We start from the raw sequence: 12,382 nt of genomic DNA, 5'->3' as shown, positions 1-12,382 counted from the left end.
TACGCACCCGAGAGGGTTCTCCTCAAAATTCCTGGAATCGGCCCTGAAGGAAAATCTATTAACCTAGTGGATTGTCCCTAGATTTGTAGACGCCTTTTTCCTCCAAATCGCTATCAGCGTCTTTGTGGAACAATCAGCTATAATTGCGCATCTCACGACATCAACTTCTCCGGGGAGTTCGCTGCTCGAAGCACGCCACAAGCGCGTTTCTCCGGCTTCGCCGAAGCAACTCACCCATTGACCCAGGCCATGTCCTCGTGGGTCAGTTCGATCGAGCGCAGTTCCCGATTAACGAGGAAATGCTCGTTCTCGATCGAGAATTCGGCAAGCTCGATCGTCGCGCCGTAGCGCTGACGGAAGGCCTCGATGATCTCGTTGACGATCACTTCCGGGGCGGACGCGCCGGCCGAAAGGCCGAGCGTCGAGATCGAACCGATCGTATCCCAGTCGATCTCGGCGGCCCGCTGGACGAGGATCGACTGCTTCGCGCCGGCCTTCAGGGCCACTTCGACGAGACGCTTGGAATTCGACGAATTCGGTGCGCCGACGATAAGAAAGAGGTCGCAGCCGGGTGCTGCCTGTTTCACCGCTTCCTGACGATTGGTCGTGGCATAGCAGATACTGTCGGCCGAGGGCGCCGTCAGGTTGGGGAAGCGCTGCCGCAGCCGCGCGATAACGCCGGCCGTGTCATCGACGGAGAGCGTCGTCTGGGTGACATAGCCGAGGTTGTCCGGATCGGCCGGCACATAGCGATCGGCATCCTCGATCGTCTCGATCAGCGACACGGAGCCCTCCGGCAGTTGCCCCATTGTACCGATCACTTCCGGATGGCCGGCATGGCCGATCAGCACCACATGGCGGCCGAGACGCTGATGGCGCATGGCCTGCTTGTGCACTTTGGAAACCAGAGGGCAGGTCGCGTCGAGATAGAACAGGTTGCGCGACTGGGCGTCTGCCGGCACGGATTTCGGCACGCCATGGGCGGAAAAGACCACCGGCTGCTTGCGGTGTTCCTCGGGAATCTCGTCCAGTTCCTCGACAAAGACCGCGCCCTTGGCCTCAAGCCCCTCGACCACATAGCGATTGTGGACGATCTCGTGGCGCACATAGACCGGCGCGCCATAGCCTTTCAGCGCCAACACGACGATCTGGATGGCCCGGTCGACGCCAGCGCAGAAGCCGCGCGGGCCACACAGGCGGATCGTCAATTGCGGTTTGGACACGGTCTCGTTCATCATCAGCCAGCAAAAAGGACAAGGATCAGGGCGACGGCGGCAGGAAGCGCCTGGATATAGAGGATCTTGCGGGAGGCCGTCACGCTTCCATATAGGCCTGCGACGAAGACGCAGCCAAGGAAAAACAGCTTCAGCTGAAAGGTGAAATCCGCATTCGGCTGGACCAGCGACCAGAAAAGGCCAAGCGCCAGGAACCCGTTGTAGAGACCCTGATTGGCGGCCATGACCTTGGTCATTTCGGCCTGCGGCGGTCTCATGCCGAAGGCCTTGAGGCCAGTTGGTTTGGTCCAGAGGAACATCTCCAGCACCAGAATGTAGACATGTTCGAGCGCCACCAACGCGACCAGCAGATCGGCAATGAATTTCATTTCATTCTCCCAAAGGCGCGCCGGGCGCCTCTCCACGTTCAGGTCAAGTCAGGGGACGATCGGTTGACGACCATCCGCGCCCGACGGTTTCAGGACTTTCGGCGAAACATGCCGTAGAGGACAACGCCCGCCAGCGCGAGCGCCAGGCCATACCAGGTGATCGCATATTGCAGATGGCTGTTCGGCAGATCGATCTGGGTCACGCCGCCTTCCGGCAAGCCGCCCGGAACGGGCGTCGCGTCGGCATCGAGGAAGAACGGCAGCACCTTGTCCTCGGGCAGACCGACACTCGCGGCCATACGGTCGAGGTCCTTCCAGTAGAAGACATTCTTGACCTCGTCATTGTCAGGCACCATTGACGACGGCTTTGCGTCCAGACGGGCACGGGCAAGGCCTTTCACGGTTTGCGGGCCACTCAACTGGCCCTCAGGCCGACTTGCCGGCTCCTTCAACTCGTAGGGCACGAAGCCGCGATTGACGAAGAGATAGCGCCCGTCGGCAAGCTCCAGCGGCGTATAAACGTAGAAGCCGGCGCTGCCATGGAAGGTCGCGAGAAAGTGGCGCTCCTTGTCGTTGAGATAGGTGCCTTGCGCTTCGGCGGCGCGATAGTCCACGTCGCCGCCGGCAGCCAAGATCGCCTCGATGGCCTCGAGCGGCAGGGGGGCCGCGTTGCGGCGCTCCTCGATCTCGGCGATCAGCGCCTCCTTCCAGTGCAGTCGTTTCACCTGCCAGGTGCCGAGCGAGAGCAGGATCGCCATGGCAAGGATCACCGCCACCGCCGTGAGGACAAGCCGGACAGGTCCGCGCCGCGCCGTCTCAGCCACGATCAATCGTCCCTTGGGAGGCCTTGTTCTTGTATTGCAGAGCGATCAGCATCGCCTTGATGGTGCGCAGCAACCACAGCGAGACGATGATCGCCATCGGTCCGAACAGGACGAAATGCAGCCAGACCGGCGGGTGGTAGGTGAGTTCGGTCCATACCGCCAGGCCGACAACGAGGAAATCGGCCAAGAGAATGACGAAGATCGCCGGACCGTCGCCCGAATCGACGAAGGAATAGTCCAGTCCGCAGTTGCTGCAACGGGCCTTGATCGTGGAAAAACCGTCGAACAGGCGGCCTTGGCCGCAGCGCGGGCAAGAGGCCGTTAGGCCGGCCTTGACCGGATCGACGGGCGCGAAATGGGCATTGTCCTCGCTCATGGTCTTCCTTTCATCTCGGCATAGGTCGGTCTGCCGCTGGCGACCGCATTTTCATATCCTGGCTTATACGCCGCGATTGGCAAACAGCAAATGCGGCACAATCCTGCCAGGAGCTGTCACCGGCCTTTTGCCCGGCAACAAAAAAGCGGCACCCGTAGGTGCCGCCAGTGTTTCTTGTCGTCTCGCTCGGCTCAACCGTGCGCGAGCGGCGCGCCCCAGCCGCCCCAGATGTAGATAGAGAAGAACAGGAACAGCCAGACGACGTCGACGAAGTGCCAGTACCAGGCGGCCGCCTCGAAACCGAAATGCTGCTTCGGGGTGAAATCACCCTTCATCGCACGCAGCAGGCAGACGAGCAGGAAGATCGTGCCGACAAGCACGTGGAAGCCGTGGAAACCGGTCGCCATGAAGAAGGTCGCGCCGTAGATGCTGTCCTTGAAGCCGAACGGGGCGTGCATGTATTCATAGCCCTGGACGAAGGAGAACAGCACGCCGAGAGCGACGGTCAGAGCGAGGCCGTTCACCAGCCCCTTGCGATCACCATGCAGAAGCGCGTGGTGAGCCCAGGTGACGCAAGTGCCCGACAGCAGCAGGATGATGGTGTTGTAGAGCGGCAGATGCCAGGGATCGAGTACTTCGATGCCGCGCGGCGGCCACTGGCCACCGGTGAATTCGACGCGGCTTGCCTGGATCGCTTCGCTAGGGAACAGGCTGGCGTCGAAGAAGGCCCAGAACCAAGCGACGAAGAACATCACCTCGGAGGCGATGAACATGATCATGCCGTAGCGCAGGTGGAGCGAGACGACGCGGGTATGCGCGCCTTCATGCGCTTCCTTGATGGTGTCCGCCCACCAGCCGACCATCGTGTAGAGAATGATGATCAGGCCGATGTAGAACAGCCACGGATTGGCAAGCTCCAGACCGAACAGCTTGAACGAGCCGCCGTTCAGGTATCGCATATAGCTGACGCCGCCGAAGGTGATGATGAACGCGCCGAGTGAGGCCAGGATCGGCCACGGGCTCGGATCGATGATGTGGTAGTCATGATTCTTCTGATGCGCTTCGGCCATGTCAGCAATCCCCGAATGTCAAATTTCCATGAAGCCCGGCGGACCGGGCTCCTCCTCTCACAGTTTTGGCTGAACCTTGTCACCCTGCTGCGGCAGCGATGCCACAGGCTTCTCCCCCTCATGCGGATAGAAGGTGTAGGACAGCGTAATCGTTCCGATGTCCTTCGTCTCGGCGGCCTCGACTATGGCCGGATCAACGAAGAAGACCACCGGCATTTCCAGGCTTTCGCCGGGTTTCAGCTCGGTTTCCGTAAAGCAGAAGCACTCGACCTTGTTGAAATAGGCTGCCGCTTCCATCGGTGTTACGTTGAAGATCGCCTGCCCCGTCGTCGCAACCGGCGATCGATTGGTCGCAGTGTAGTTGATCCGCACCGTTTCGCCGATCTTCAGCGTGATCTGGCGGTCAATCGGCTTGAAGTCCCAGTTGAGGCCCGAGGAGACATTGGCGTCGAAGGTGACCTTCATCGTCTTGTCCAGCACGACGTCGGAGGCCTGCTCGACCCGTTGCGTCGTGCCGTTGTAGCCCGTCACCTGGCAAAAAATCCGGTAGAGCGGAACGGAGGCGAAGGATGCGCCGACCATGCAACCGACGAAAACAACGCAGGCGACCAGAATCGTCGCGTTGCCGCGCTTCGCCACGTTCTTATCGTTGCCCATCATAGCCATGACCGCCTCCCTGTTCTCAATTGATGGTCGCGCCGAATTTGATCAGCGTGACGACATAGAAAATGGCGACCAGCGCGGCCAGCACAACGCCGAGCGCGATATTGCGTCCGCGGCGGGATTTCTTCTGCGCATCGTTGAGCCGGATCATTTCCATCAGGCGGTACCTCCAAACAGGGTCGCAAGCGTCACGACATAATGATCGACCAAGAGGGCCGAGAAGACGGCGAAGAGGTAGAGGATCGAATAGGCGAACAGCTTCTTGGCCGGCAGCATCTTCTCGTCGCCATCCGCCATCCGCCAGACGGCGATGGAACAGAGCACCAGATAGATGCCGAGCGCGCCAGCGAAGAGGCCGTAGTAGAGCGAGGCGAGACCGGTGAAGGCGGGGATGACCGCCGTGATTGCGGTCAGTACCGCATAAAGGGCGATCTGGTGCTTGGTGACCCGCTCACCCGACACATTGGGCAGCATGGGCACGCCGACCGAGCCGTAGTCGCGCATCTTGAACAGCGCCAGCGCCCAGAAATGCGCCGGGGTCCAGAGAAAGATGATGAGGAAGAGAACAATGCTGTCGAGCGACACACCACCCGTCACGCAGGCCCAGCCGACCATGGGCGGGAAGGCGCCGGCAGCACCGCCGATGACGATGTTCTGCGGCGTCGAGCGCTTCAGCCACATCGTGTAGACGACGGCATAGAAGAAGATGGTGAAGGCGAGCAGGCCAGCGGAGAACCAGTTCACCGTCAAGCCGAGGATGGAGACCGAGAACACCGAAAGCACGAGGCCGAAGGCAAGCGCCTCGCTCGGTTCAATCCGGCCGGCGGGAATGGGGCGCGTCGCGGTGCGGGTCATAACCGCGTCAATGTCGGCATCGTACCACATGTTGAGCGCGCCAGAGGCGCCGGCTCCGACGGCGATGCAGAGAATGGCGATGAAGCCGAGAACCGGGTTGATCGTGCCCGGCGCCAGCACGAGGCCGGCAAAGGCGGTGAAGACAACGAGGGACATGACCCGCGGCTTCAGGAGCGCGAAGAAATCGCGCGCACTGGCTTCCGAAAGGCGTACTTCGCCTTCGAGGCCGGTGATGTCGCGGCTGTCGATTATCGTCATTGTCTCCATCCCATTTTTGTTCTGTCGGGCGCCGCGCCTTTCAAGGAGCGCGACACCCGTAAGTCGTTGAGGGCCAGCCCGCGCTTACTTGATGCGCGGCAGCTGTTCCCACTGGTGGTACGGCGGCGGCGAAGACAGCTGCCATTCCAGCGTGGTCGCACCTTCACCCCAGGGGTTGTCGCCAGCGACGCGCTTCTTGGCGAAGGCTTCGAATACGCCGACCAGGAAAATCAGCACGCCGAAGGCCGAGATGTAGGAACCGATCGAGGATACGTAGTTCCAACCCGCGAATGCGTCCGGATAGTCGATGTAACGACGTGGCATACCGGCTAGACCGAGGAAGTGCTGCGGGAAGAAGACCATGTTGACGCCGATGAACATGACCCAGAAGTGCAGCTTGCCGAGAAACTCGTTGTACATGTAGCCGGACATCTTCGGGAACCAGTAGTACCAGGCGGCGAAGATGGCGAACACGGCGCCGAGCGACAGAACGTAGTGGAAGTGGGCAACCACATAGTAGGTGTCGTGCAGCGAACGGTCGAGGCCGGCATTGGCGAGCTGCACCCCGGTTACACCGCCGACGGTGAACAGGAAGATGAAGCCGATCGCCCAGATCATCGGCGTGCGGAAGGACAGCGTGCCGCCCCACATCGTCGCGATCCAGGAGAATATCTTGATGCCGGTCGGCACCGCGATCACCATGGTGGCGAAGAGGAAGTAGCGCTGCGCGGCCAGCGAAAGGCCGACCGTGTACATGTGGTGAGCCCAGACGATGAAGCCGACGGCGCCGATCGCGACCATGGCGTAGGCCATGCCGAGATAGCCGAAGACCGGCTTCTTCGAGAAGGTCGAGACGATGTGACTGATGATGCCGAAACCGGGCAGGATCAGGATGTAGACTTCCGGGTGACCGAAGAACCAGAACAGGTGCTGGAACAGGATCGGGTCACCGCCGCCTTCCGGCGCGAAGAAAGTCGTGCCGAAGTTGCGGTCGGTCAGCAGCATGGTGATGCCACCTGCCAGAACCGGCAGCGAGAGCAGCAGCAGGAACGCGGTGACGAGAACGGCCCAGGCGAACAGCGGCATCTTGTGCAGCGTCATGCCGGGAGCGCGCATGTTGAGAATCGTCGTGATGAAGTTGATCGCACCGAGGATCGACGAGGCACCCGAGATGTGGATGGCGAAGATCGCCAGGTCGACAGCCGGGCCAGGCTGGCCGGAGGTCGAAAGCGGCGGATAGAGCGTCCAGCCGCCGCCAACACCATAAGCGCCTGCCGGGCCTTCGACGAACATCGACAGAAGGAGCAGCAGGAAGGCGGGAACGATCAGCCAGAACGAGATGTTGTTGAGGCGCGGGAAAGCCATGTCCGGAGCGCCGATCATGATCGGAATCATCCAGTTGGCGAAACCGCCGATCAGCGCCGGCATGACCATGAAGAAGATCATGATCAGGGCGTGCGCGGTGGTGAACACATTGAACATGTGCTTGCCACCGTCGATGGCGGCGTCACCCTCGAAGCCATAGACGAGCGAGGCCAGACCATGGAAGATCTGGATGCCCGGCTCCTGCAGTTCCATGCGCATGGCGACGGACAGCGCACCGCCGATCAGACCGGCGATGATCGCGAAGATCAGGTAGAGCGTGCCGATGTCCTTGTGGTTGGTCGACAAAAACCAACGGGAGAAGAAACCGGGTTTATGGTCATGATGGTCGTGATGCGCGCCTTGACCGTGGGCGTGATCATCATGGGCAACAGGTCCAGCCATTGTCCGCACTCCTCTTCCTTAATTCGAAACGTTTTCGGCGAGCTGCACGGACTTGTCCGCACCGTCGACGGCAGCCATCAGCGCCTTGTTGGCACCAGCGAGATCAGCGCCGGCGGCCTGCAGCCATGCTGCGTATCTCTCATCCGAGACCACACGGATGGCGATCGGCATGAAGGCGTGATCCTTGCCGCAAAGTTCCGAACACTGGCCATAGTACAAGCCTTCGCGATCGGCGCGGAACCAGGTCTCGTTGAGACGACCCGGAACGGCATCGATCTTGATGCCGAAAGCCGGCATGGCGAAGGAATGGATGACATCGGTCGGGGCAGCGGTCACGAGCACACGGACGGTCTTTCCAACCGGAATGACCATCTCGTTATCGACGGCGAGCAGGCGCGGATAGACCCCTTTATCCACCTTTCCGGCGGCAGCGCGGTCCTCCTCCTTCAGCATATAGGAATCGAAGGCAACCTCCGTTTCGCCCTGATACTCATAATTCCACTGCCACTGGGTGGCGGTCGCCTTCACCGTCACGTCCGGATTCTCCGGCTGCGTGAGCTCCATGGACAGCAAATTGAAGGATGGGATCGCGAAAAACAGCAAAATGAGAACCGGCGCGACCGTCCAGACGATCTCGATCGCCGTATTGTGGCTGACTTTCGACGGAACCGGATTGGCCGCGGCGCGGAAACGAACAACAACGATAATGAGCAGCAGCAGCACGAAAATCGTGATCGGCACGATGAACCATAACGTATAGTGTTCAAACCAGCGGATCTGCTCCATGACCGGCGTCGCCGGCTGCTGCAAGTCGATCTGCCACTCGACCGGCTGGTCTGCAAAGCTACCGGAGGCGAAAAGCAGACAGACCACGGCGGCCAATGCTGCAAAAGCTCTCTTCATCACGATTGTCTCTCCCCAAGCGTTTGATCCACATCAAATCATAACGCGAATTTCATGCTATCATGGATGTTTAAAATCACAGATCGGCCACATTCGCAATACGCCCGCCCCAACCCTGGCGGCGCATTTTTGCGCTTCATCAATTCCAACCGCTCGTCATCCCCGAACAATCAGTCTGTGATCACCGTCGCCGTGATGGCGGTCGGTCGCAATTAAGCCGCACTCGCTTGGAAAACACGGGCCGGGGCTTTCATTTTGCCCGCCCGGACGCCATGAATGTCAGGGATGATTCGATTTCCAGAGGTACCCATGGGTCTTCCAAGACTTTACCGGTCGGGCCTGGTCGCTAGCGCCATTGCCATTGCTGCCTTGGCCGCTCCGGCCGGGGCCCAGCAACAGCAACCCGGAACCATCCGTTCCAATCACGGCGCATGGTCGGTGATATGCGATACGCCGGCCGGCGCCTCGGCGGAACAATGCGCCCTGATGCAGAACGTCATCGCCGAGGACCGGCCCGAAGTGGGCTTGTCCGTCGTGGTGCTGAAAACCGCGGACCGCAAGGCCAAGATCCTGCGTATTCTCGCCCCCCTCGGCGTCCTGCTCAAGGATGGCATGGAGCTCTATGTCGACGGCAACAATATCGGCCGCGCCTATTTCACCCGCTGCTTTTCCGAAGGTTGCTATGTCGAAGTCGAGATCGATGACGAGCTGATGAAGATCCTGCGGGCCGGCAAGAACGCGGTGTTCGCCCTACGCGAATCGGCCGACCAGGACCGCGTCGGTATTCCGATCGAGCTTGCCGGCTTCAGCGAAGGCTACGATACGCTGCCCTGACGCTCGCCGTTCTCTCAATCTAAATGTGTCGCGCGACCGGGGCTTGCTCCGGTCGAACCTTGTCGGCGGGTCGCATTGCGCCTACATCGGAGCCAGCACCTCAAGGAGACTTCCATGACCAACGACCTTCTTGGCCTTTTCGACTGCGACGAGGCAACCTTGCAGCGGCGCGTCGCCGAAGCGCTGGCCGGCGCCGACGACGGGGAGTTGTTCGTTGAACATGCGCAGGCGGAATCGCTGACCTTCGACAACGGACGCCTGAAGGGTGGAAGCTTCAACACAGACCAAGGTTTCGGTCTACGTGCCGTTGCCGGCGAAGCGGTCGGCTACGCCCATGCCGGAGAGCTTTCGCTGGCCGCCCTGTCGCGTGCCGCAGACGCCGTGGGCGCCGTCACCAAGGGATATGGCGGCTCCTATGCGAGCGCGCCCCAGCGCACCAATGCCAGGCTTTACGGCGAGGACAATCCGATCGGTTCACCGACCTTCGAGGAAAAGGTCAAGCTGCTGACCGAGATCGATGCCTACCTGAGGGGCAAGGGCGATACCGTCCGCCAGGTCACCGCCTCGATCTCCGCGAGCTGGCAGATGGTCGAAATCCTGCGCGCCGACGGCCACCGGGTGCGCGACATCCGCCCGATGACGCGGATCAACATCTCCGTCATCGCCGGCAAGGGCGAGCGACAGGAGAGCGGATCGTTCGGCACCGGCGGACGCATGGCCTTTTCCGACTTCCTGACGCAGGAGAGCTGGCAGCACGGCGCGGACGAGGCGTTGCGCCAGGCGTTGGTCAATCTCGAGGCGATCGATGCGCCAGCCGGCACCATGGACGTCGTGCTCGGCAACGGCTGGCCGGGCGTCATGCTGCACGAGGCCGTCGGCCATGGACTTGAAGGCGACTTCAACCGCAAGAAGACCTCGGCCTTTGCCGGCCTGATGGGCGAGATGGTCGCCGCCCCCGGCGTCACGATCGTCGATGACGGGACGATCGACGCCCGCCGTGGCTCGATCACCGTGGACGACGAGGGCACCCCCTCCGGCTACAATGTGCTGATCGAGAACGGCAAGCTGGTCGGCTACATGCAGGACCGCCAGAACGCCCGGCTCATGGGCATGAAGGCGACCGGCAACGGCCGGCGTCAGGGCTATTCGCATCAGCCCATGCCGCGCATGACCAATACCTACATGCTGTCCGGCGACAAGAGCCCGGACGAGATCATCGCCTCGGTCAAGAAGGGCATCTACGCGGTCTCCTTCGGCGGCGGTCAGGTCGACATCACCTCCGGAAAGTTCGTGTTCGGCTGCACCGAGGCCTACATGATCGAGGACGGCAAGATCGGAGCGCCAGTCAAGGGCGCCATGCTGATCGGCAACGGGCCGGAAGCGATGAAGCGGATTTCCATGATCGGCAACGATATGGCGCTCGACAAGGGCATCGGCAATTGCGGCAAGGCCGGCCAATGGGTTCCCGTCGGCGTCGGCCAGCCGCATCTGCGAATGGACCAGATCACCGTGGGCGGGACGCGGACCTAGGAAGCCTCCTCCCCACGCGTATCTGATCGAGACATACAGACGAAAAGAGCGCCGCGGTCTTGCCGGGCGCTCTTTTCGTTGTCGAAATTTCGGTGCCCTGCCCTCACCCCCTGGCCGGCATCAGCACACAGTCGTAACGGTTTTTCACCAATTGATCGCAGGCGGAGCGGGCCTCGCTCTTGCTGGAAAATCCGGTGAAGCGGGCGCGGTAGAAGGTAGAGCCGTCGCGGGTCACCGCTTCTGTATAGGTGTCACGGTTGGCGAGCGCGCCGCCGATCTTGGCCTTGGCATCGGCAAGCAGTTCCATCGCCAAGCGCGCGCTGGTGGCGGCGGCGATCTGGATCTGCCAGCCACCCGCCTTCGGTGCCTGTGCCGCAGGCCGCGCCCGCGGGATTTCAGCCTGCGGCGTCAAGGCGGCGACGTCGCTCATTACGGGGGCGGCGGCTACTTCCATCGGATTGGCATAGGCCGTTCCATAGCGGGTGGCCGGGATCGGCGTCGCATTGGCAAGGCTGATCACAGCGGCCACAGCATCGCGCCGCGGCGCCGGAACCGGTATGTCGTCACCGAGACGCGCCAGGTCCATGCCGACCCGTGTCGAATTGCTGGCCAGAAGCCGCGTGCCGCTCGACGCCTTGGCAATGTTACCGGCAATCAGCTTCTCCATGACCTTGTCGCGGCTGGCCGCCGAGCGTCCGCCCATCACGACACCGATCACACGACGCTTGCCGTCCGTGACGGCGCTGACCAGATTGAAGCCCGAGGCATTGGTATAGCCGGTCTTGATCCCGTCCATGCCCTTGTAGCGATACATCAGATTGTTGTGGCCGTTGATGGTGCGTCCACGGAAGGCGAAGCTCTTGGTGTTGAACAGCTTGTATTCCTGCGGGAAGTCGCGCAGCAGCGCGACGCCGAGCGTCGACATGTCGCGCGCCGTGGTGATCTGGCGGTCATCCGGCAGGCCGGAGGCGTTGACGAAGGTGGTGTTCGACATTCCAAGCGCACGGGCCCGCTTGGTCATCATCGCGGCAAACTGGCTTTCCGTGCCGCCGAGCTTTTCCGCCATGGCGGCGGCGGCATCATTGGCCGACTGGACGATCATGCCGAGCACGGCTTCCTTGACCGTGATAGCATCGCCGGCCTTGACGCGCAGCTTCGTCGGCGGCCGCGAGGCCGCGTATTTGGAGAAAGGCACCCGACTGTTCCAGGACAGTTCACCGCGCCGAATGGCCTCAAAGGCCATATAGAGCGTCATCATCTTGGTCAGGGAGGCCGGATGATTGAAGCTGTCAGGGTTTTCCGATGCGAGTACCTCGCCCGTGCGGGCATCGAGGAGAAGCTGGGCGCTGCCGGCCACTGCACTTGTCGAAAACGCGACGATCGACATCAAGAACGAAAGCGCGATCAACAACTTCTTCATAATTCCTCCAAAGGCGACGGGACTGTGGCAGGGCACCACGTGTTCGGCGGCAGGGTCTATCGTGACAAAAGACGGGCTTCGGTAGAACAAGATTGGGGCGACAATTGTGCAAGCGCGGGGCCCTGCATATGTTAACCAAAAGTTTCACGTTCACACTTAACAAAAGGTAAATGTCGCGAGGCTGGATCCGGGGGGCTCAGCTGAAGCGCGACGAACGTCGCGACGCTCTCCGGCCGCCCAGCGGGTGGCGGCTTGCGTCCTTGCCGCCCGGGTTCGCCG

13 protein-coding genes are annotated in these 12,382 nt (G+C 61.4%); 2 read left to right on the top strand and 11 right to left on the bottom strand.

The genetic code is table 11. From position 1 onward, the window contains the following. Positions 1 to 230: 230 nt before the first annotated feature. From ispH to coxB, 10 genes are all read right to left on the bottom strand, one after another. Positions 231 to 1,235, bottom strand: coding sequence for a 4-hydroxy-3-methylbut-2-enyl diphosphate reductase (gene ispH, locus RNA01_RS05515; RefSeq protein ID WP_170253369.1), 1,005 nt, complete (start codon positions 1,233 to 1,235; stop codon positions 231 to 233). Positions 1,236 to 1,237: 2 nt separating this feature from the next. Next, positions 1,238 to 1,603: a DUF1304 domain-containing protein gene (locus RNA01_RS05510; RefSeq protein ID WP_147178965.1), complete on the bottom strand. Its 366-nt coding sequence runs from the start codon at positions 1,601 to 1,603 to the stop codon at positions 1,238 to 1,240. 89 nt (positions 1,604 to 1,692) lie between these two features. After that, positions 1,693 to 2,427: an SURF1 family protein gene (locus tag RNA01_RS05505; protein WP_284728025.1), complete on the bottom strand. Its 735-nt coding sequence runs from the start codon at positions 2,425 to 2,427 to the stop codon at positions 1,693 to 1,695. Next, a complete protein-coding gene (locus RNA01_RS05500; protein ID WP_147178964.1) occupies positions 2,420 to 2,803 on the bottom strand; it encodes a DUF983 domain-containing protein in 384 nt (127 codons plus the stop codon). Before RNA01_RS05500 ends, RNA01_RS05505 begins: the two co-directional genes overlap by 8 nt. A 191-nt stretch (positions 2,804 to 2,994) precedes the next feature. Then, positions 2,995 to 3,873, bottom strand: coding sequence for a cytochrome c oxidase subunit 3 (locus tag RNA01_RS05495; protein WP_147178963.1), 879 nt, complete (start codon positions 3,871 to 3,873; stop codon positions 2,995 to 2,997). Positions 3,874 to 3,930: 57 nt separating this feature from the next. Beyond that, a complete protein-coding gene (locus tag RNA01_RS05490; protein ID WP_147178962.1) occupies positions 3,931 to 4,539 on the bottom strand; it encodes a cytochrome c oxidase assembly protein in 609 nt (202 codons plus the stop codon). A 16-nt stretch (positions 4,540 to 4,555) separates the two neighbouring features. Beyond that, positions 4,556 to 4,693: a cytochrome c oxidase system small membrane protein gene (locus RNA01_RS05485; RefSeq protein ID WP_147178961.1), complete on the bottom strand. Its 138-nt coding sequence runs from the start codon at positions 4,691 to 4,693 to the stop codon at positions 4,556 to 4,558. Next, on the bottom strand, positions 4,693 to 5,649 hold the full coding sequence (locus RNA01_RS05480; RefSeq protein ID WP_147178960.1) for a heme o synthase: 957 nt from the start codon (positions 5,647 to 5,649) through the stop codon (positions 4,693 to 4,695). The genes RNA01_RS05485 and RNA01_RS05480 overlap by 1 nt, the downstream gene beginning before the upstream one ends. An 84-nt stretch (positions 5,650 to 5,733) precedes the next feature. Further along, positions 5,734 to 7,416, bottom strand: a complete 1,683-nt coding sequence (gene ctaD / locus RNA01_RS05475) for a cytochrome c oxidase subunit I (RefSeq protein WP_147178959.1) — start codon at positions 7,414 to 7,416, stop codon at positions 5,734 to 5,736. 18 nt (positions 7,417 to 7,434) lie between these two features. Continuing rightward, on the bottom strand, positions 7,435 to 8,319 hold the full coding sequence (gene coxB, locus RNA01_RS05470) for a cytochrome c oxidase subunit II (protein WP_147179140.1): 885 nt from the start codon (positions 8,317 to 8,319) through the stop codon (positions 7,435 to 7,437). Positions 8,320 to 8,628: 309 nt separating this feature from the next. Between coxB and RNA01_RS05465 the strand changes: the two genes are divergently transcribed. Further along, complete coding sequence (locus RNA01_RS05465; RefSeq protein WP_147178958.1) at positions 8,629 to 9,153, top strand: invasion associated locus B family protein; 525 nt, start codon at positions 8,629 to 8,631, stop codon at positions 9,151 to 9,153. A 114-nt stretch (positions 9,154 to 9,267) separates the two neighbouring features. Next, positions 9,268 to 10,683, top strand: coding sequence for a metalloprotease TldD (tldD, locus tag RNA01_RS05460; protein WP_147178957.1), 1,416 nt, complete (start codon positions 9,268 to 9,270; stop codon positions 10,681 to 10,683). A gap of 103 nt (positions 10,684 to 10,786) precedes the next feature. Here tldD and RNA01_RS05455 read toward each other — a convergent pair whose 3' ends face one another. Continuing rightward, positions 10,787 to 12,103: a D-alanyl-D-alanine carboxypeptidase gene (locus tag RNA01_RS05455; protein ID WP_147178956.1), complete on the bottom strand. Its 1,317-nt coding sequence runs from the start codon at positions 12,101 to 12,103 to the stop codon at positions 10,787 to 10,789. Positions 12,104 to 12,382: the final 279 nt, after the last annotated feature.

It is taken from the genome of Paenirhizobium naphthalenivorans (assembly GCF_007992095.1).
Lineage (GTDB): Bacteria > Pseudomonadota > Alphaproteobacteria > Rhizobiales > Rhizobiaceae > Allorhizobium > Allorhizobium naphthalenivorans.
The sequence above is the reverse complement of the archived record's forward strand: the minus strand, read 5'-3'. Positions and strand labels throughout refer to the sequence as shown.

Excerpts from the sequence above, each read along its gene's own strand:
- RNA01_RS05500 (WP_147178964.1), bottom strand. The coding sequence starts at position 2,803 with ATGAGCGAGGACAATGCCCATTTCGCGCCCGTCGATCCGGTCAAGGCC.
- ctaD (WP_147178959.1), bottom strand. The coding sequence starts at position 7,416 with ATGGCTGGACCTGTTGCCCATGATGATCACGCCCACGGTCAAGGCGCG.
- RNA01_RS05465 (WP_147178958.1), top strand. The coding sequence starts at position 8,629 with ATGGGTCTTCCAAGACTTTACCGGTCGGGCCTGGTCGCTAGCGCCATT.
- RNA01_RS05485 (WP_147178961.1), bottom strand. The coding sequence starts at position 4,693 with ATGGAAATGATCCGGCTCAACGATGCGCAGAAGAAATCCCGCCGCGGA.
- RNA01_RS05510 (WP_147178965.1), bottom strand. The coding sequence starts at position 1,603 with ATGAAATTCATTGCCGATCTGCTGGTCGCGTTGGTGGCGCTCGAACAT.
- RNA01_RS05495 (WP_147178963.1), bottom strand. The coding sequence starts at position 3,873 with ATGGCCGAAGCGCATCAGAAGAATCATGACTACCACATCATCGATCCG.
- tldD (WP_147178957.1), top strand. The coding sequence starts at position 9,268 with ATGACCAACGACCTTCTTGGCCTTTTCGACTGCGACGAGGCAACCTTG.
- ispH (WP_170253369.1), bottom strand. The coding sequence starts at position 1,235 with ATGAACGAGACCGTGTCCAAACCGCAATTGACGATCCGCCTGTGTGGC.
- RNA01_RS05455 (WP_147178956.1), bottom strand. The coding sequence starts at position 12,103 with ATGAAGAAGTTGTTGATCGCGCTTTCGTTCTTGATGTCGATCGTCGCG.
- RNA01_RS05490 (WP_147178962.1), bottom strand. The coding sequence starts at position 4,539 with ATGGCTATGATGGGCAACGATAAGAACGTGGCGAAGCGCGGCAACGCG.
- RNA01_RS05480 (WP_147178960.1), bottom strand. The coding sequence starts at position 5,649 with ATGACGATAATCGACAGCCGCGACATCACCGGCCTCGAAGGCGAAGTA.
- coxB (WP_147179140.1), bottom strand. The coding sequence starts at position 8,319 with ATGAAGAGAGCTTTTGCAGCATTGGCCGCCGTGGTCTGTCTGCTTTTC.